This is a genomic window from Amycolatopsis antarctica (genome assembly GCF_002262875.1).
Classification (GTDB): Bacteria; Actinomycetota; Actinomycetes; order Mycobacteriales; family Pseudonocardiaceae; genus Amycolatopsis; species Amycolatopsis antarctica.
Map to the genome: position 1 here is coordinate 705,045 of NZ_NKYE01000001.1, position 18,659 is coordinate 723,703.

An 18,659-nucleotide genomic window follows, 5' to 3' on the forward strand; every position below is an offset into this window, starting at 1 on the left:
CGCTCAACGGGCGAACGTGTCGGTCGCCGTCCGGATCTCGTGCAGCACACCGGGATCATCGACGGCGTGGCCCGCGCCGTCGAGTAGTTCCAGCCGTGAGCCCGGCCAGGCGAGGTGCAGCTCGTAGGCGGTGACCGGTGGGCAGACGGCGTCGAAACGGCCCTGCACGATCACGCCCGGGATTCCGCCGAGCCTGCCCGCGTCGCGGATGAGCTGCCCCTCGTCGAGCCAGCAGTCGTGCGCGAAGTAGTGCAGGGCGATGCCCGCGAACGGGATCGCGTACGCGGCGCTGGCGTATCCGGCGCGGAAGGCGTCCTGCGGTACCACCGACACGATCGCGCCCTCCCAGGCACTCCACGCGATCGCCGCGCGTTCCCGGACGGCGGGATCGTTGTGCCGCAACAGCTTCTGGTACGCCCCGAGCAGGTCGCCGCGTTCGTCCGCCGGCACCGGCGCCAGGTAGTCCTGCCATTCCTCGGGGTACAGGTGCGCGGCACCGCCCTCGTAGATCCAGTGCAGTTCCGCGCGCCGGGCGGTGAACACACCGCGCAGCACGATCTCGGTGACCCGCCCGGGATGGGCCTGCGCGTAGGCCAGTGCGAGCGTCGCGCCCCAGGAACCACCGAGCAGTTGCCAGCGGTCGATCCCCAGATGCTCGCGCAGCCGTTCCATGTCGGCGACCAGGTGCCAGGTGGTGTTCACCGAAAGGTCCGACTCCGGCGTGCCGATCCGCGGGGTGCTGCGGCCGCAACCGCGCTGGTCGAACTGGACGATCCGGTACCGCGCCGGATCGAAGTGCCTGCGTGACATCGGGGCCAGCCCGCTGCCGGGCCCGCCGTGTACGACGACCACGGGTTTTCCTCCGGGATTCCCGGATTCCTCCCAGAACACGGAGTTCCCGTCGCCGACGTCCAGCCTGCCGGAGGCGGTGGCCTGGATCGGCGGGTACAGCTCGTCCATGCACAGCACTCTGCCGGGAGGGCCGCGCACGACGAAGGGCGGGGTAGGACTGCCCCAGTCCTACCCCGCCCTTCGCTGTGGTGCGGTGTTACTTGCCGACCTGCTCGCTGATCGCGGCGAAGTCGTTGCCCACGTTGGTGTAGACGCCGGGGAAGCCGGCCTCGGCGCAGCCCTTGCCCCAGGAGACGACGCCCGCCAGGCGGCCGTCGACGTAGGCCGGGCCACCGGAGTCGCCCTGGCAGGCGTCCTTGCCACCCTCGGGGATGCCGGCGCAGAACATCGACGCCTTGTCGAACGGCATGCCCGCGCCGTCGTACGCGGAGGCGCACTCGTCGACGTTGGCGACCGGGACGTTGACCTTCAGCAGCTCGTCGGAGACGGGACCGCCGGAGGAGGTCGAGCCCCAGCCGACGATGGTGACGTCGGTGCCGTCGGCGTAGGCCGGGTCGTCAGCCGCCTCGACCAGCGCCGCCGGCGTCGCGGCGAGCTCCTTGTCCAGCGTCAGCACGGAAACGTCGTGCACCATGCTGTTCATGTCGAACTCGGGGTGCTGCCAGAAGTCGCTGACGCCGGCCTTCTCGCCGGTGGTGTCGCTGAAGTTGGTCTGACCGGAGATGATCTCCATCTCGCCTGCAGTCACGCCGTCCGTACAGTGCGCCGCGGTGACCACCTTGTTGGCTGCCACCAGGGTGCCCGCACAGTGCTGGCTGCCGCCCACGTTGAAGATCACCGTCGCCGGGTGCTCCTCGATCGTGGTCGGGGTACCGCCGACGATGAGCGGGTTGACGTCGGCGGAAGCGCCGGGGGCCATCACGGCCGCGATCGATCCCGCCGCGGCGACGGCGGTGATCGCCAGAGCGGCCTTGCGGCCCACAGTGCGCCTGGTTGCCTTCATTGAAGTCTCCCTTCGAGACCTGTAGGTCAGGTACGTGGAGCACACCAGTTGTCACAACGGGGCAGGAAGGACCGAAAGTATGAAACCCGAAAACTGGCAACGAAAATGGAACGTTAGTCGGTTACCCGTTTCCGTAGATCGTCCCGCGCGGACGGTCGTTCACTGAAAAGTGTGTTGTGCGGCGGGAAACTCGCCGTTCCGGACATCATCGGCGAATGCGTGGGCCGCTCCCGTAAGAACGTCGGCGACATTGGCGTATCGCTTGACGAATCGGGGGGCTTTGCCGGTTCGCAGGCCCGCCATGTCCTGCCAGACGAGGACCTGGGCGTCGCAGTCCGGCCCGGCTCCGATCCCGACCGTCGGGATGTGCAGCTCGTGCGTGACCCGCTTGGCGACCTCGCCGGGCACCATCTCCATCACCACGGCGAACGCACCGGCCTGCTGCACCGCGTGCGCGTCGGCCACCAGCTCGTCACCGCCCGCGCCCCGGCCCTGCACCCGGTACCCGCCGAGATTGTGCTCGCTCTGCGGGGTGAACCCGATGTGCGCCATCACCGGGATGCCCGCCGCGGTGATCGCCTCGATGTGCGGGGCGAACCGCCGTCCGCCCTCCAGCTTCACCGCGTGCGCGCGGCCCTCCTTCATGAACCGGACGGCGGTACCCAGTGCCTGCTCCACCGAGAGCTGGTACGAGCCGAACGGCAGATCCGCCACCACCAGCGCCCTGGTGACCGAGCGGGTCACCCCGCGGACGAGGGGCAGCAGTTCGTCCACCGTCACCGGGATCGAGGTGTCGTAGCCGAAGACGTTGTTGGCGGCCGAATCGCCGACCAGCAGCACCGGGATACCGGCCTCGTCGAAGATGGCGGCGGTGTACATGTCGTACGCGGTGAGCATCGGCCATGCCTCGCCGCGCTCCTTCAGTTCGCGCAGATGGTGGATGCGGACCCTGCGGCCCGGTTTCGCGTCCGGCGCGGGGCCGTTGCCGTAGGGGGCCGCGAGTTCCGGGCCGGACGGGTGGGTACCGGACTCGCCTGGAGTGGGTTCGCTGGGGGCAGACACCGTTGTCGACCGTCCTTCCCTCGAGGCCCGCCTGGCGGGTCCCCGGGTCGTGGAACTGGGTGGAAGAAGCCTGACACCGCGAGTGGCGGCACCCAAGGCCGTGCGACCAGCTTCACACCACGGTGCCGGAGCGGCCGGACGCGCCGGCACCGCGCGGCGTCACAGCTCGAACAGCGCCGGGGCCGCGCCGGAGCGAGACCGTTCGATGTCGAGCAGCCGGTGCTTGCTCAGTGTCCCGCCCGGTGCCGAGAATCCGCCGATCCTGCCGTCCGCGGTCAGGATCCGGTGGCACGGAACGATGATCGGGAACGGATTGCGGCCGAGTGCCTGCCCGACCGCGCGGGCGGCGCCCGGCGAGCCCAGCCGGGTGGCGATCTCGCCGTACGCCAGCGTGCGGCCCGGCGGAATGGTGAGCGCGACCTCGTACACCCGCCGGTGGAACGCCGGAACACCGTCCAGGTCGAGCGGAGCCCCTGCCAGCTCGGCCGTGCCCTCACCCAGCAGGGCCGCCACCGCTTCGGTGACGGCGCGGATCCGCGGCGGTGGCGAGGCGGCGACGGCGCCGGGGCGCAGTGCGCGCAATCGCGCCGCGACCACCCGCTCCTCGCGTTCCGGCCACGCCAGCGCCGTGACACCCGCGGCGCTCCACGCGAGACCGCACCGTCCGAAGGCGGTGCCGAACAGGACGAGTCCTTCCGGCAGGAGGTCTGCCGGAGCGTGCTCGTCCGGGCGGGAGTTGTTCGCGGAATCCTCGGTCACGCCCGCATTCTCCGCCGTGCCGCCGACAGTTCCGCCGCGGGCGGGCCCTCTCTGTTCGGTGGAGAGGGGGACGGGCCCCAGTCAGCCCGGCGGTGAGCGGCGCACCCCTCGTCCGCCGCTCACCGTGATCATTTTCCCGCGTGCGGGACGATCTGGACATCAGCCTGTAGGCGTAACTTCGCTGCGTGATCGTGGGTTACCACGCGAAAGAACTTCGGATGCGCGGCGGCCGGCGGCTCAGCGGCCCTCGCGCCAGGCGTTGGTCATCGGCAGCCGGCGGTCCCGGCCGAACGCCTTGAAGGTGATCTTCGTGCCCGGCGGGTACTGACGGCGCTTGTACTCCGCCCTGTCCACCATCCGGACCACCCGGTCGACGGTCTCCGCCTCGAAGCCCGCGGCGAGCAGGTCGGAGAAACCGCGATCGCCCTCGACGTAGTCGTCCAGGATGTCGTCCAGGAGCGCGTAGTCGGGCAGCGAGTCCGAGTCGAGCTGGTCGGGGCGCAACTCGGCCGACGGGGGCTTGGAGATGGAGTTCTCCGGGATCGGCGGCGTCTGCCCGTTCTTCTCGGCCTCGGCGTTGCGCCAGCGCGCCAGCTCCCAGACGTGCGTCTTGAAGACGTCCTTGATCGGGGCGAACCCGCCGACCGCGTCGCCGTAGATCGTCGAGTAGCCGACGGCCAGCTCGGTCTTGTTGCCCGTCGCCAGCACCAGGTGACCCTCCGCGTTGGACAGTGCCATCAGCAGCATGCCGCGCGTCCGTGCCTGGATGTTCTCCTCCGCCAGGCCGGTGAGGCCGAGCTGGCCGACGTAGGCGGCGACCATGTCGGCCACCGGCTCCTCGCGGAAGTGCGCTCCGATGCGGTCGGCGAGATCGGCGGCGTCGGTGCGCGAGTGGTCCGAGGAGTACTTCGACGGCATCGCGACACCGTGCACCGCGCCGCCACCCAGCGCGTCCGCCGCGAGCGCGGCGACCACCGCCGAGTCGATCCCGCCGGAGAAGCCGAAGGTGACCGAGGTGAACCCGTTCTTGCGCACGTAGTCGCGCAGCCCGGTGACCAGTGCCGACCACACCTCCGCCTCGTCCGAGAGCGGTTCACCGATCGTCGGCCGCGCCGTGGGCCGGTACGCGGGCAGCGGCTCCGCCGACAGCACCCGGCGGCGCACCCGCAGCCCGGCCAGCTCGCCCTGCCCGACGTGCCCGCCCGCGTTCAGGTCCAGATCGGTCAGCAACAGGTGCTCGACGAACTGCGGCGCCCTGGCGAGCAGTTCGCCGGAGGCGTCGACGACGATCGAGTCGCCGTCGAAGACCAGATCGTCCTGGCCGCCCACCTGGTTCGTGTAGGCGATCGGCGCGCCCGCCTCGGCCGCCCGGCGCGCCACCAGCGGCAGCCGGACATCGTCCTTCGACCGCTCGAACGGCGAGGCGTTCGGCGAGACGACCAGGTCGACCCCCGCCGCGCCGAGCGCGGCCACCGGCCCGCCGTCCTGCCACAGGTCCTCGCAGATCACCATGCCGATGTCCAGGCCGTGCAGGCGCAGCACGTCCAGCGTGGTGCCCGGGACGAAGTTGCGGCGCTCGTCGAAGACGCCGTAGTTGGGCAGGTGGTGCTTGTACTGGCGGGCCACCACCTCACCGCGGTACAGCGCGGCGGCGGCGTTGCGCGGCCCGGCGTCGTCGGTGTCGAGGTAACCGACGTAGGTCAGCACTTCCCCACAGCCCGCCTCGGCCAGCGCGGCCGCCAGCTCGTCGACGGAGTCGCGGGACGCCGCCGCGAAGGTGCCGCGCAGCGCGAGGTCCTCCACCGGGTATCCGGTCAGCGACATCTCCGGGAAGACGAGCACGTGGGCGCCGGCCTCGGCGGCCTTTCGCGTCCAGGTCACGGCCAGTTCGGCGTTGCCGGCCAGATCCCCGACCGTGGGGTTGATCTGGGCCAGGGCGATGCGCAGTTGCGGCATGACGCCATTGTTGCGCACCCCGGGCTTTCGCTGCCGCGCCGAGCGCGCAACACCGTGTGGTGACGGTCACGGCCACCGCAATATGTCGACGTATTGCGCCCGCGGCCACCGCAATATGTCGACGTATTGCGATGCCTTGCGCACGATGGATCGCAATATGTCGACGTATTGCGCTCGGGGTGGGGTCAGTCCTTCTTCTTGCGCAGCATCCCGCGCACCTTCTTCAGCGCCTGCTCGGCGTCGGAGTCGAACGGGTTGTCGTGCACCAGGTACGTCCACGTCGACGTCGGCCGCCGCACACCCGAGCCGTGCAGGTCGATCCCGTCCTCGCCGGTCTCGGCGTCCACCAGCGTCTTCGCCGACCGCGCCTCGACCTCGCCGGAGATCTTGCGGAACTCCGGGATCGCCGTCCGGTGGAACTCGTCCAGCGGAGTCTCCCGCGCCAGCGCGCGGAGGTGGATCGTCTCCCGCACCTCGTTCAGGAACGCCAGGTGGTCCGACCAGAGCTGGTCGAGGTGGAAGAGCATGACCTCCCGGCACACCTCGGCCAGCCGCTGCGCACCGAGCTTCTCGCTCAGCTCCTCGTACCGCTCCGACTCGGCCTTCTTCAGGATCTCGGCCGCCAGATCGGTGCGCAACAACTCGTCCCGGTGGGCGAGCAGGCTGGTCCGCTGGTGCTCGATCAGCCGGGTGTAGCGCCAGGTGTTGCGGTGGATCTCCAGGTCCACGCCCTCGGCAACGCGCTGGGCGTGCCGGATGTGGCGGTGCGCGGCCTCGTCGATGATCTCGCCGGTCTCGTCCTCGGCGGAGATGCCCTCCGGGACGTCCGGTGCGCACCCGAGCACCAGCTCGTCGTTCAGGCTGGCGAAGTACACCGAGCCACCGGGGTCGCCCTGCCGCCCGGCCCGGCCACGGAGCTGGTCGTCCAGCCTGCTGCTCGGGTAGCGCGCGGTGCCGATGACGTGCAGGCCGCCCAGCTCGGCCACCCGCTCCCGGTCCGCGCCGTCCGAACCGCCCAGCCGGATGTCGGTACCCCGGCCCGCCATCTGGGTGGACACGGTGACCGCCTCGAACTTGCCCGCATCGGCGATGATCTCCGCTTCCTCGGCGTCGTTGCGCGCGTTGAGCACGACGCACGGCAGGTTCGCCTTCGCCAGCTTGTCGGCCAGCTCCTCCGACTCGGCGACGTCCTGGGTGCCGACCAGGATCGGCCGCCCGGTGCCGTGCACCGTGCGGATGTCCTCGACGATCGCGCGCAGCTTGTGCGAGGGGGAGGCGAAGATGCGGTCCTTCGCGTCGGTCCGGATGTTCTCCGTGTTCGGCGGGATGACGGCCACCTCGAGCTCGTAGAACTCGCGGAGCTGCTCGGCCACCGCCGAGGCCGTGCCGGTCATCCCCGCCACCCTCGGGTAGCGGGCGATCAGCGCCTGCACGGTGATCGAGTCCAGGATCTCGCCGCGGTCCGACGGCGGCAGCTTCTCCTTCGCCTCGACGGCCGCCTGCAGCCCGTCCGGCCAGCGCTGGAGTTCCGCCACCCGGCCACGGGAGGCGTTGATGAGCTGCACCTTCCCGTCCCGCACCAGGTAGTCGACGTCGCGGGTGAGCAGGGCGTGAGCGTGCAGGGCGATGTTGACCGAGGCGAGCCGGTTGGACTCCGAGTCGTACAGATCGACCCCGCCGAGCGACTTCTCCACCACCGACGCCCCGGCCGGGGTCAGCCAGGCGTTGCGGCCGTCGGAGTCGGTCTCGTAGTGCAGACCCAGCCGCAGCCTGCGGACGATGTCGGCGGCCTCCTCGTCGGCCACGCCCGCGTCCACCGAACCGGCCATCACCAGCGGTACCCGCGCCTCGTCGACGAGCACGGAGTCGGCCTCGTCGACGATCGCCACCTCGGGTTCCGGCTGCGCCAGCGCGTCCGGGGAGGTGATCAGCCGGTCGCGCAGCACGTCGAAACCGATCTCGCTGACCGCGCCGTAACAGACCTCGGCCCCGTAGGCCCGCTGCCGCTCGCCGGGATCCAGCGCGGGCTCGACCCAGCCGACCCGCACGCCCAGCAGCTCGTACACCGGCCGCATCCATTCGGCGTCGCGGCGGGCCAGGTAGTCGTTGACGGAGATGACGTGCACACGCCTGCCCTGCAACGCGTACCCGGCGGCGGCCAGCGCCCCGGCCAGCGTCTTGCCCTCACCGGTGGCCATCTGCACGACGTGGCCGGTGAGCAGCCCCATGGTGCCGACGAGCTGCACGTCGAAGGCGCGCTCGTCGAGTGCGCGGCGGGCGGCCTCCCGGCCGAGCGCGCAGAGTTCGACGAGCTGCTCGTTGCTGATCGCCGCCGGAGCGGGAGCCTGCGTCTCCTCCTCCGTGTCCGGCGTGGTCTCGGACGCGGGCCACGGCGCGGGCCTGCCGAGGCGCAGCTTCCCGGCGGCCTCGGTCAGCTCGGCGTCGGAGAGCTCCTTCAGCTCGGGCTCGCGCTTCTCGATCGCCGGCAACAGCGCTTCGTACCTGCTGAGATCCACGGTCCCGGGGCGCTGGATGATCCTGCGCAACCGCTTGCCGACCCGGTTCATCAACGCTGCCACCCGCGAACTCCTTCGTCTCACGTTCGGCGCCGGCTGCTCGCCCGGCGCAGGCCCTACTGCCACCCAACGCGAAGGCGGCCCGTCCGAGTTCCGTACCCGGATGGCACGATCGCGGGGTGCCTGTCCTGGAACGCTACAGCTACCGTGCCGCCTGTCTCCTCGCCGTGAGCCTGCTCGCCGCCGGACTGACGGCCTGCACCACCACCGAGGACACCGCCTCGCCCGCCGGGCCGGTGACCGAGTCGAAGGGCCCGGTCGGCCAGGTGCCCGGGGGTTTGGACACCTTCTACGGGCAGAGCCTGACCTGGGGCGACTGCGGTCCGTTCGGCACCAGCGACGAGATGCGCCAGTCGTTCGACGTCCAGGGCGCCGAGTGCGCACGGTTGCGGGTTCCGCTGGACTACGCCCGGCCGGACGCCGAGACGATCAACCTCGGGGTGCTGCGGCACAAGGCGCGAGATCCCGACGAAAGGATCGGTTCGCTGGTGACCAACCCCGGCGGACCGGGCGCGTCCGGCATGGTCTCCGCCGCCAGCACCGGCATCCAGGTACGGAACAACCCGATCGGGCAGCGTTTCGACGTCGTCGGCTTCGACCCGCGCGGGGTCGGGGCCAGCCAGCCCGCCGTCACCTGCCTGACCCCGGCCGAACGCGACGCCGACCGGGCCGACGACTCCGAGGTCGACGGCACCCCCGAGGGCGTGGCCAGGCAGGAGGCCAGCGAACGTGAGTTCGGCGAGAAGTGCGCCGAGCGCACCGAGTACGGCGCGAAGATGCTCGCCAACCTCGGCACCCGCGACGTCGTCAAGGACATGGACGTGCTCCGCTCCGCGCTCGGCGACGAGAAGCTGTCCTACCTCGGCTACTCCTACGGAACCCGGATCGGCTACGCCTACGCCGAGGCGTTTCCCGGCAACGTCCGCTCCCTGGTGCTCGACGGCGCGCTCGACCCCGAGCAGGACTCGGTGGAGTCGCTGGTCGGGCAGGGCGAGGGCTTCGGCGTCGCCTTCGGAGAATTCGCGTCCTGGTGCGCGGAACAGCAGGACTGCGCGCTCGGCGGCGACGCGGCCGGGGCCACTCAGGCGTTCCAGCGGCTCGCCCAGCCGTTGATCGACAACCCCGCCCGGGTGGGCGACGGGCGGTCGCTCTCCTTCGAGGACGCCACCATCGCCGCCGTGCAGGCGTTGTACTCCCAGCAACTGTGGGAACCGCTGAACACCGGTTTGAACGAACTCAAGACCGGCAAGGGCGACACGCTGATGCTGCTCGCCGACACCTACAACGAGCGCGGCGCGGACGGCGGCTACGCGACCACGCAGGACGCCTTCGCCGCGATCCGCTGCGTCGACGATCCCCGGGTCACCGACAAGGCCAAGATCCGCGAGGCGCAGCGCCGCTACGCCGAGGTCGCCCCGTTCCTCGACGACGGCCGCCCGGACGGTGACGCGCTCGACTCCTGCGCGTTCTGGCCGGTGCCGAACACCTCCGAGCCGCACCTGCCGAGCGTGCAGGGCGTACCGCCCGCGCTGGTCGTGTCCACCACGAACGACCCGGCGACGCCGTATCAGGCGGGCGTCAACCTGGCGAAGGCGATGAAGGGCTCGCTGCTCACCTACGAGGGCACCCAGCACACGATCTTCCTGCAGGGCAACCCCTGCGTGGACGACGCGGGCATCGCCTACCTGCTCGACGGCACGCTGCCCGCCGAGGGAACCCGCTGCTCCGGCTAGGCGCGTCCGTCTCGTTCGCCGGCGCCTATCCGTGCGTGCCGTCTGCGCCGCGCGTTCGTCCGCGTGCGGATCAGTACCGGGCCGCCGGGGCGTCCTGTGCGTTGTGGTCGGCCAGCGCCAGTTCGATCGCGACGACGCCCCGGTTGTCCTGCCGGGCGGGCAACTGCAGCCAGAGCCTGCGCAGTTCCCGGCCGTCGTCCTCGGCGATCCAGAACTTGAGGTCGGCGTCCGCCCACACACCGGGCAGCAGCCGGGCGAGCACCTCGCGGCCGACCGTCCCGCCGACGCGGTAGGCGGACACCCCGTCGACCTCCTCGCGGTTCTCCGTCCGGGTCGATCGCGCGGCCGTCAACAGGGAGCGCAGGCCGCGATCGGCGTCGAGCAGGGTCGCCGGGGCCGGTGCGGGAACGGGTTCGCGGGTGCTCGGCCCGGCGGGATCGCGCAGCGTCAGCGTCCCGGACTCGACGACGAAACCGCGCGCCACCCGCCCGTCCGGTGTCTCGATCTCCGCCTCGCCCTCGGCCGCGCCGTTCGCACTGGCCCTGCCGTGCGCGGAACGCAGCAGCACGCCCGGGATCTCCCCGGTCAGTCCGTAGTCGAACCGGACGTCGCGCAGGTCCCGCAGGCCTTCGGCGGAGGCGTCGAGCAACGTCCGCGAATCCGGCAGCGGGCCGCTCGTGTCGGGCATCCCGCACGCGCCGAGCAGGCTGATCACGAGCAGCAGGACCGGCGTCAGTCGGCGGCGGGCGGGCATGCGCCCACGGTAGCGGGACGGTGGCGCGTCCCGACTCCGGCGGTGCCCGCCACGGCCCGGGTGGAGAAGGTCCGGCGGTAGGCGAGCGGAGCCACGCCGATCGCCGAGTTGAGGTGCTGGCGCAGTGATGCGGCGGTACCCAGGCCCGAGTCCGCGGCGATCCGTTCCACCGGCAGGTCGGTGGTCTCCAGCAGCCCGCGAGCGTGCTGGACGCGCTGCTGGGTGAGCCAGGTGCGCGGCGGCAGGCCCGTCTCCGCGCGGAAACGCCTGGAGAACGTGCGCACGCTCATCCGCGCGTGGGCGGCGAGCGTGGCCAGGTCGAGCGGTTCGCCCAGCCGTTCCAGCGCCCAGGCGCGGGTGGTGGCGGTGCTGCCGTCCCCGTCCGCGGGCAGTGGCACGTCGATGAACTGCGACTGGCCGCCGTCGCGCCACGGTGGGACGACGCAGTACCGGGCGGCGCGGTTGGCCGCCTCGCTGCCGTGGTCGGACCGGATGACGTGCAGGCACAGGTCGACCCCGGCGGCGAGTCCGGCGGAGGTGAGCACATCGCCCTCGTCGACGTAGAGCACGTTCTCGTCGAGCAGGACCCGCGGGTACAGCGCGCGGAACTCCGCGGCGTAGGCCCAGTGCGTGGTGGCCCGGCGGCCGTCGAGCAGGCCGGTCGCGGCGAGCACGAAGGCACCGGTGCAGATCGACATCATCCTGGCCTGCCGGGGGACCAGGGCGAGCGCCGAGGCGATGTCGTCCGGCAGTTCGCCGCGTAGCCGGGGCCCCTCGACGCGGGTTCCCGGGATGATCACCGTGTCCGCCTCGGCGAGCGCCTCGGGCCCGTGGTCCAGCGTTGCCGTGTAGCCGGCGGAGAAGCGCACCGGCCGATCGTCGACGCCGCACACCCGCACGTCGTAGAGCTTCCTGCCGTCCCGGTCCGTCGCCGTGCCGAGGATCTGCGAGGCGATGTTCAGGTCGTAGCCGACGGTCTCGTCGATGGCCAGCACGGCGACACGGTGCGGCCGGGAACCGGGTGAGCGCGCGACAGGCATGGCCGGATTCTTGCACATATTGGCATTCTTGCCACTGGTTCCCGAGTGGAGCGCCCGGAAAGCTGACGGCCGTGACCCGACTCGACACCCCGCACCCGGCCCGGGCAGGCCGGTGGCGGCCGCACTGGGCCTGGCCGGTCGCCTTCGCCGCCTTCGTCGCGCTGGTCGGAGCGGCCGGATTCCGCGCGGCCCCCGGCGTGCTCATCGATCCGCTGCACCAGGAGTTCGGCTGGTCCCGCGGCACCATCTCGGCCGCCGTGTCCGTCAACCTCGTGCTCTACGGCCTGATCTCGCCGTTCGCCGCCGCGCTGATGGAACGGCTCGGCATGCGCCGCGTGGTCTGCGGCGCACTGCTGCTCGTCGCGGCGGGCAGCGGGCTGACGGTGTTCATGAACGCGAGCTGGCAGTTGCTGCTGCTGTGGGGCGTGCTGGTGGGGACCGGCACCGGCTCGATGGCGCTGGCCTTCGTCGCGACCGTCACCAGCCGGTGGTTCGTCCGGCACCGTGGCCTGGTCAGCGGGGTGCTCACGGCGGCGGGCGCGGCGGGTCAGCTCGTGTTCCTGCCGGTGGTCGCGATGCTCGCCGAGCACCAGGGCTGGCGGACGGCCTCGCTCGTCGTCGCCGGCGCGGCGGTCGTCGTCGTGCCGATCGTGCTGGCGTTCCTGCGCGACGATCCCGCCGACGTCGGCACCACCGCCTACGGCGCCCCGCCCGGTACCGAACCGGTACCCGCCACGGGCAACACCGGTGCCGCCCGGCGGGCCGTCGGGGCGTTGCGCGAGGCGGCCCGGACCCGCACGTTCTGGTTGCTGGCGGGCGGTTTCGCGATCTGCGGCGCGTCGACGAACGGGCTCATCGGCACCCACTTCGTGCCCGCCGCCCACGACCACGGCATGCCGAGCACCACGGCGGCCGGACTGCTCGCGCTGGTCGGCCTCTTCGACGTCGCGGGCACCATCGCCTCCGGCTGGCTCACCGACCGCGTCGACCCGCGCTGGCTGCTCGGCGGCTACTACCTGCTGCGCGGGGCCTCGTTGCTGCTGCTGCCGCAACTGTTCGCGCCCACCACCGAACCGCCGATGTGGGCGTTCATCGTCTTCTACGGACTGGACTGGGTGGCGACCGTCCCGCCGACGGTGGCGCTGTGCCGGGACCGATTCGGCCTCAGCGGTCCCATCGTGTTCGGCTGGGTGTTCGCCGCGCACCAGGTGGGCGCCGCCTTCGCGGCGTTCGCGGCGGGCCTGGTCCGGGACGAGCTCGGCACGTACACCCTCGCCTGGTTCGCGGCGGGCGGACTGTGCTTCGTGGCGGCCCTGATGTCGGTGCGGATCCGGCGCCCCACCCCGGTTCGGCGAGCCGGAGGCGCCGAGTCGCGGGCCGGCTGACGGGCGCGCCTACGATCTGCAGTCCTGATGAATGCGAGCCGGATGAGTACGAGCCTGGTGGCCAAGGGCCTGGCCGCGGGCCATGGTGACCGAGTCCTGTTCTCCGACCTGGACCTTGTGGTCGCCCCCGGCGACGTGGTCGGTCTCGTCGGCGTCAACGGCGCGGGAAAGTCCACGCTCCTGCGCACCCTCGGCGGGCTGATCCCGGCCGAGGATGGTGCCGTCCGGCTGAACCCGCCCGGTGCCGTCGTCGGCTACCTGCCGCAGGAACCGGAACGCAGGCCGGGCGAATCGGTCGGTGGTTTCCTGGCCCGTCGCACCGGGGTCGCCGCCGCCCAGCAGGAGATGGACGCGGCCGCGACGGAACTCGCGGCGGGCGGTGCCGGTGCCGACGACGCCTACGCCGGTGCGCTGGACCGCTGGCTGGCACTCGGCGGCGCCGACCTCGACGAGCGCGCCTCGGCCGCCGTCGCGGACCTCGGCCTGGACGTCGACCTCGCGCAGGAGATGACCTCGCTCTCCGGTGGGCAGGCCGCGCGGGCCGGGCTGGCCTCCCTGTTGCTCAGCCGGTACGACGTCTTCCTGCTCGACGAGCCCACCAACGATCTCGACCTGGATGGCCTGGATCGGCTGGAGCGTTTCGTCGGCGAACTCCGGGCCGGTGTCGTGGTGGTCAGCCACGACCGGGAGTTCCTCACCCGGACCGTCACCGGGGTGCTCGAACTCGACCTCCCACAGCAGCGGGTGCGGTACTACGGCGGCGGCTATGAGGCGTACCTGGACGAACGCGAGGTGGGTAGGCGCCGCGCGTGGGAGAACTACGAGGAGTACGCCTCGACGAGGGCTTCGCTGGAGGCCAGGGCGCGGATGCAGCGCGGCTGGATGGACAAGGGCGTGCGCAACGCCCGGCGCAAGGCGGGCGACAACGACAAGCTCGGCCGCAAGTTCCGGTCCGAGGCCAGCGAGAAGCAGGCGTCGAAGGCTCGGCAGACGGAACGGATGATCGAGCGGCTGGACACCGTCGAGGAACCGCGCAAGGAATGGGACCTGCGGATGGAGATCGCCACGGCCCCGCGGGCGGGTGCGGTGGTCGCCGCGCTGCGCGGCGTGGTGGTGCGCCGTGGTGGCTTCGCGCTCGGCCCGGTGGACTTGGAGGTCGGCTGGGCCGACCGGATCGCGATCACCGGCGCCAACGGGGCGGGCAAGTCGACGCTGCTGGCCGTTCTGCTCGGACGGATCACGCCGGACGCGGGCGAGGCCTACCTCGGCCCCGGTGTCCGGGTGGGCGAGGTGGACCAGGCCCGCGCCGCCTTCTTCGGCGGGGAACCGCTGCTGGAGGCGTTCGGCCGGGAGATACCGGACTGGGCGGACGCCGAGGTTCGCACCCTGCTGGCCAAGTTCGGCCTGCGCGCCGAGCACGTCACCCGCCCCGCGGCGACGCTGTCACCGGGAGAGCGCACCCGCGCGGCACTCGCGCTGCTGCAGGCCCGCGAGGTGAACCTGCTCGTGCTCGACGAACCGACCAACCACCTCGACCTGCCCGCCATCGAGCAGCTCGAATCGGCGCTCGCCTCGTACCCGGGCACCCTGCTGCTGGTGACGCACGACCGCCGGATGCGCGACGCCGTGCGTACCACCGGGTCCGTCCGGCTCACCGACGGCAGAGCGGACGTCTCCGTCCGGTAGTCGCCGGCGAACCTCGGTCAGTAGCCGCCGGGCCTGCCGTCGGAACGTCCCGGCGGCCCGCCCGCGTCGCGCACCTTGCGGGCCACCGAGTCGATCTGCTGGTGGTACTTGCCCTTCGTCTGCTTGTCCACGAAGCGGGCCGCCTTGTCGGCGTACTGCGCCGTCTTCTCCGGGTTCTTGCGCGCGTAGCGGCGGGCGGCCTCGGCGGCCCCCGCCAGCGCGGCCAGTTTCCGCAGCATGGCCATCTCGGTCTCCTCACGTCGGTCTTCTGCACACGAGAACGTGTGGCGGACCCGTCGAGTTTCCGCCGGGGCAGAACGAACGGCACTTCCGTACGTCCGGCGGGTCGCACTTCCGGGTACCCGGTCGCTCGTGAAACATGCCGTTAACAAGTTCTGCGTAGGGTGCGCCCATGGATCGCCAGCAGGAGTTCGTGCTGCGCACGCTGGAAGAACGTGACATCCGGTTCGTGCGGCTCTGGTTCACCGACGTGCTCGGTTTCCTGAAGTCCGTCGCCGTCGCCCCGGCCGAACTGGAGGGCGCGTTCAGCGAGGGAATCGGGTTCGACGGGTCCGCCATCGAGGGGTTCGCCCGCGTCTACGAGTCGGACATGGTCGCCAAGCCCGACCCGGCGACCTTCCAGGTACTGCCCTGGGAGACGCCGGAGGGCGGGCACTACTCGGCGCGGATGTTCTGCGACATCGCGATGCCCGACGGCTCCCCGTCCTGGGCGGACCCCCGGCACGTGCTGCGCCGTCAGCTCTCGAAGGCCGGCGAGGCGGGGTTCACCTGCTACGTCCACCCGGAGATCGAGTTCTTCCTGCTCGCGAACATGACCCACGACGGCACCGAGCCGGAACCCGCCGATAACGGCGGCTACTTCGACCAGGCTAGCCACGCCACCGCCACGCACTTCCGCAGGCACGCCATCGAGACGCTCGAGGCGATGGGCATCTCGGTGGAGTTCAGCCACCACGAGGGCGCGCCGGGGCAGCAGGAGATCGACCTGCGCTACGCCGACGCGCTGACGATGGCCGACAACGTGATGACCTTCCGCTACGTGGTCAAGGAGGTCGCGCTCACCGACGGCGTCCGGGCGACGTTCATGCCCAAGCCGTTCACCGCGCAGCCGGGCTCGGGCATGCACACCCACGTCTCGCTGTTCGAGGGCGACCAGAACGCCTTCTACGACCCCGAGGACCCGTACGAGCTGTCGGAGACGGGCAAGGCGTTCGTCGCCGGCCTGCTGCACCACGCCCGGGAGATCTCCGCCGTGACGAACCAGTGGGTGAACTCGTACAAGCGCCTGATCAGCGGCGGCGAGGCGCCGACAACGGTGTCCTGGGGCCGTTCGAACCGGTCCGCGCTGGTCCGCGTGCCGATGTACTCGCCGGGCAAGGCGTCCTCGCGGCGAGTGGAGATCCGGACGCTGGACTCCGCCTGCAATCCGTACCTGGCGTACTCGGTGATTCTCGCCGCCGGGCTGAAGGGGATCGAGCAGGGCTACGAACTGCCGCCGCCCGCCGAGGACAACATCTGGTCGCTGTCGGACTCCGAACGGCGGGCCGCCGGTTACGCCAACCTGCCGCAGAACCTGGGCGAGGCGCTGTCCGAGATGGAGAGGTCCGAACTCCTGCCCGAGGCGCTCGGCGAACACGTCTACGACTTCTTCTTGCGCAACAAGCGCGTCGAGTGGGACAACTACCGCAGCGCGGTGACCCCGTACGAGCTGCGCACGCTGTTGCCGGTGCTCTAGGCGCGGCGGAGGAAGTCAGAGAGGCGGAAAGTCATGCCGGTTCGGATCCGACGTCCGAGGCGGCTGACCGCCGCCGTCGCCGCGATGCTGGCCACGGTCACCCTGGTCACGCCCGCGACCGCGGCGGTGCCGGAGTCCCCGGCCGAGCGTGGTCTCGGCCTGGACCTGGACGCGGCGACGATCCCGCAGTTGCAGGAGCGGATGGACGACCGTGCGCTGTCCTCGGTCCGCCTCACCAGCGCGTACCTGGACCGCATCCGCCGGATCGATCCGAAGCTGCACAGCGTGCTCGCGCTGAACCCGGTGGCGCTGGCGGAGGCGGCCGGTAGCGATCTGCGCCGGCTGACCGGGCGCACCCGCGGCGATCTGGACGGGATCCCGGTCCTGCTCAAGGACAACATCGACACGAAGCGCATGCCGACGACGGCGGGCTCCCGGGCGCTGACCGGCAGGCCGGAGGCGGACGCCGAGCTGGTGCGCAGGCTGCGGGACGCGGGTGCGGTGGTCCTCGGCAAGGCGAACCTGAGTGAGTGGGCGAACTTCCGGTCCGATTCGGCGACCTCCGGCTGGTCGGGCGCCGGCCTGCAGACGAACAATCCGCACGTACTGGACCGCAACCCCTGCGGATCCTCGGCCGGTTCGGGCGCCGCGGTGGCGGCTTCGCTGGCCCAGGTGGCGATCGGCACCGAGACGAACGGGTCGATCGTCTGCCCGGCGGGCGCGAACGGGGTCGTCGGCCTCAAGCCGAGTCTCGGGCTGGTGAGCAGGACCGGGGTCGTCCCGATCTCGGCCGAGCAGGACACCGCGGGCCCGTTGTCCCGGCACGTCGTCGATTCGGCCATCACGCTGTCCGCGCTGCAGGGTCGCGACCCCGCCGACCCGGCCACCGGCACCTACCCGCAGGACCAGCCGGCCGACTACGCCGCGCTGCTCGACGCGGACGCGCTGAAGGGCGCCAGGATCGGTGTCTGGCGGCAGGCGGGAACGAACGCCGAGGTCGACCGGGTGGTGGAGGAGTCGGTACGGACACTCCGGGAGGCGGGGGCCACCGTCGTCGACGTCGAACTGCCGTACCAGGACGAGATCGGTGAGAACTCGCTGCCCGCGCTGATCACCGAGTTCCGCCGGGACCTGGACACCTACCTTGCCGAGCGGCCGGGGGCGCCGGGTTCGCTGGACGAGCTCATCGAGTTCAACCGGAAGGACCCGATCGAGCTGAGCCGGTTCGGCCAGGAACTCTTCGAGCAGGCCGTCGTCGCGCCCGGGCCCGAGGACCCGGAGTACCAGCGTCAGCGCTCCACCGCGACGGACCTCGCGAAGCGTTCGATCGACGAGGTGCTGGCCGGGTCGGACCTCGACGCGATCGTCAGTCCGGCGAACGGCCCGGCCTGGCGGACGACGTACGGGGAGGGCGACGCCTTCGAGGTCGGTTCCTCCTCCTCGGCCGCTGTCGCCGGGTATCCGAACGTCGTGGTGCCCGCCGGCGCGTCCGGTCCGCTGCCCATCGGTCTGTCGTTCATCGGCACGCGATGGGCGGACGCCGACGTCCTGGCGCTCGCGGCCGGGTTCGAACAGGCCGCTGGTGCGCGTCGCGTGCCGGGCTACCTGCCCTCGATCGGCGGCCCGTAGCGCAAACAGGGGGTTTGAGCTGCGAAAACGCAGTTAAGGTACCCCCCTGTTTCGGCATGTTTCCAGGCGTGTAATCTTCTCTTTGTCGCCAGGGAGACCGGGCCGGCGGGGAGAAAGACCAAAGCCCCAACGACCCGGGTGAACTGCTGAGAACCAGGTGAGCTAAGCTCTCCGAAGTTCCTTACAGGCCAGGGTCGAGCGGGGTTTGACACCGCGAAACGGACCAGGTAATGTACTGCGACGGCCCTCCGAGTGGGTAGCCAACTCCGAAGATTAAATCTTCAGAGTTTGACGCTTCGCTCAGAGGAATTGCTAAACAAAACTTAGAACAACAATTAATTTGTTGCTTGAGAACTCAACAGTGTGCTAGTGAACTAAGCCAGTAGAGCTTATTTTTGAACCTCGTTTGAGGTTCCTTTGAGGATGAGATTACTTTTGTAGTCTGGATTCCAAACTATTCATTGTTGG

Annotated in this window: 14 protein-coding genes; 5 read left to right on the forward strand and 9 right to left on the reverse strand. The window is 71.0% G+C overall.

Annotation, left to right across the window (positions count from 1 at the left end; translation table 11 throughout):
• Nucleotides 1-3 precede the first annotated feature (3 nt).
• The 6 genes from pip to secA2 form a co-directional block, all read right to left on the reverse strand.
• Nucleotides 4-960, reverse strand: a complete 957-nt coding sequence (pip, locus tag CFN78_RS03415) for a prolyl aminopeptidase (RefSeq protein WP_094860996.1) — start codon at nt 958-960, stop codon at nt 4-6.
• Between the two features lie 88 nt (nt 961-1,048).
• Complete coding sequence (locus tag CFN78_RS03420; RefSeq protein ID WP_094860997.1) at nt 1,049-1,855, reverse strand: serine protease; 807 nt, start codon at nt 1,853-1,855, stop codon at nt 1,049-1,051.
• A 159-nt stretch (nt 1,856-2,014) separates the two neighbouring features.
• The gene (gene panB, locus CFN78_RS03425; protein WP_094860998.1) at nt 2,015-2,917 is read right to left on the reverse strand and encodes a 3-methyl-2-oxobutanoate hydroxymethyltransferase; all 903 of its coding nucleotides are present in this window, start codon (nt 2,915-2,917) and stop codon (nt 2,015-2,017) included.
• A gap of 159 nt (nt 2,918-3,076) precedes the next feature.
• On the reverse strand, nt 3,077-3,619 hold the full coding sequence (locus tag CFN78_RS03430; RefSeq protein ID WP_094861125.1) for a methylated-DNA--[protein]-cysteine S-methyltransferase: 543 nt from the start codon (nt 3,617-3,619) through the stop codon (nt 3,077-3,079).
• 294 nt (nt 3,620-3,913) lie between these two features.
• Nucleotides 3,914-5,632: an NAD+ synthase gene (locus tag CFN78_RS03435; RefSeq protein WP_094860999.1), complete on the reverse strand. Its 1,719-nt coding sequence runs from the start codon at nt 5,630-5,632 to the stop codon at nt 3,914-3,916.
• Between the two features lie 185 nt (nt 5,633-5,817).
• Complete coding sequence (secA2, locus tag CFN78_RS03440; RefSeq protein ID WP_094861000.1) at nt 5,818-8,199, reverse strand: accessory Sec system translocase SecA2; 2,382 nt, start codon at nt 8,197-8,199, stop codon at nt 5,818-5,820.
• Between the two features lie 128 nt (nt 8,200-8,327).
• Here secA2 and CFN78_RS03445 point away from each other — a divergent pair, with 128 nt between their 5' ends.
• Nucleotides 8,328-9,941, forward strand: coding sequence for an alpha/beta hydrolase (locus CFN78_RS03445; RefSeq protein ID WP_420807840.1), 1,614 nt, complete (start codon nt 8,328-8,330; stop codon nt 9,939-9,941).
• Nucleotides 9,942-10,011: 70 nt separating this feature from the next.
• On the opposite strand, the gene CFN78_RS03450 is transcribed toward CFN78_RS03445, so the two are convergent.
• Nucleotides 10,012-10,695, reverse strand: coding sequence for an LppX_LprAFG lipoprotein (locus CFN78_RS03450; RefSeq protein ID WP_094861001.1), 684 nt, complete (start codon nt 10,693-10,695; stop codon nt 10,012-10,014).
• Complete coding sequence (locus CFN78_RS03455) at nt 10,674-11,735, reverse strand: GlxA family transcriptional regulator (protein WP_240519232.1); 1,062 nt, start codon at nt 11,733-11,735, stop codon at nt 10,674-10,676. Before CFN78_RS03455 ends, CFN78_RS03450 begins: the two co-directional genes overlap by 22 nt.
• A 71-nt stretch (nt 11,736-11,806) precedes the next feature.
• On the opposite strand from CFN78_RS03455, the gene CFN78_RS03460 reads away from it, so the two are divergent.
• On the forward strand, nt 11,807-13,120 hold the full coding sequence (locus CFN78_RS03460; RefSeq protein ID WP_094861003.1) for an MFS transporter: 1,314 nt from the start codon (nt 11,807-11,809) through the stop codon (nt 13,118-13,120).
• A gap of 42 nt (nt 13,121-13,162) precedes the next feature.
• A complete protein-coding gene (locus tag CFN78_RS03465; protein WP_094861004.1) occupies nt 13,163-14,806 on the forward strand; it encodes an ABC-F family ATP-binding cassette domain-containing protein in 1,644 nt (547 codons plus the stop codon).
• A gap of 17 nt (nt 14,807-14,823) precedes the next feature.
• Here CFN78_RS03465 and CFN78_RS03470 read toward each other — a convergent pair whose 3' ends face one another.
• The gene (locus CFN78_RS03470; RefSeq protein ID WP_094861005.1) at nt 14,824-15,051 is read right to left on the reverse strand and encodes an antitoxin; all 228 of its coding nucleotides are present in this window, start codon (nt 15,049-15,051) and stop codon (nt 14,824-14,826) included.
• A gap of 167 nt (nt 15,052-15,218) precedes the next feature.
• Here CFN78_RS03470 and glnA point away from each other — a divergent pair, with 167 nt between their 5' ends.
• Together glnA and CFN78_RS03480 are read left to right on the forward strand one after the other, a co-directional pair.
• Nucleotides 15,219-16,562: a type I glutamate--ammonia ligase gene (gene glnA, locus CFN78_RS03475; RefSeq protein WP_094861006.1), complete on the forward strand. Its 1,344-nt coding sequence runs from the start codon at nt 15,219-15,221 to the stop codon at nt 16,560-16,562.
• Between the two features lie 33 nt (nt 16,563-16,595).
• A complete protein-coding gene (locus tag CFN78_RS03480) occupies nt 16,596-18,191 on the forward strand; it encodes an amidase (protein ID WP_205660406.1) in 1,596 nt (531 codons plus the stop codon).
• Nucleotides 18,192-18,659: the final 468 nt, after the last annotated feature.

Coding starts and splice junctions, on each gene's coding strand:
- pip (WP_094860996.1), bottom strand. CDS start 960: ATGGACGAGCTGTACCCGCCGATCCAGGCCACCGCCTCCGGCAGGCTG.
- CFN78_RS03420 (WP_094860997.1), bottom strand. CDS start 1,855: ATGAAGGCAACCAGGCGCACTGTGGGCCGCAAGGCCGCTCTGGCGATC.
- CFN78_RS03435 (WP_094860999.1), bottom strand. CDS start 5,632: ATGCCGCAACTGCGCATCGCCCTGGCCCAGATCAACCCCACGGTCGGG.
- secA2 (WP_094861000.1), bottom strand. CDS start 8,199: ATGAACCGGGTCGGCAAGCGGTTGCGCAGGATCATCCAGCGCCCCGGG.
- CFN78_RS03450 (WP_094861001.1), bottom strand. CDS start 10,695: ATGCCCGCCCGCCGCCGACTGACGCCGGTCCTGCTGCTCGTGATCAGC.
- CFN78_RS03455 (WP_240519232.1), bottom strand. CDS start 11,735: ATGCCTGTCGCGCGCTCACCCGGTTCCCGGCCGCACCGTGTCGCCGTG.
- CFN78_RS03465 (WP_094861004.1), top strand. CDS start 13,163: ATGAGTACGAGCCTGGTGGCCAAGGGCCTGGCCGCGGGCCATGGTGAC.
- CFN78_RS03470 (WP_094861005.1), bottom strand. CDS start 15,051: ATGGCCATGCTGCGGAAACTGGCCGCGCTGGCGGGGGCCGCCGAGGCC.
- glnA (WP_094861006.1), top strand. CDS start 15,219: ATGGATCGCCAGCAGGAGTTCGTGCTGCGCACGCTGGAAGAACGTGAC.
- CFN78_RS03480 (WP_205660406.1), top strand. CDS start 16,596: ATGCCGGTTCGGATCCGACGTCCGAGGCGGCTGACCGCCGCCGTCGCC.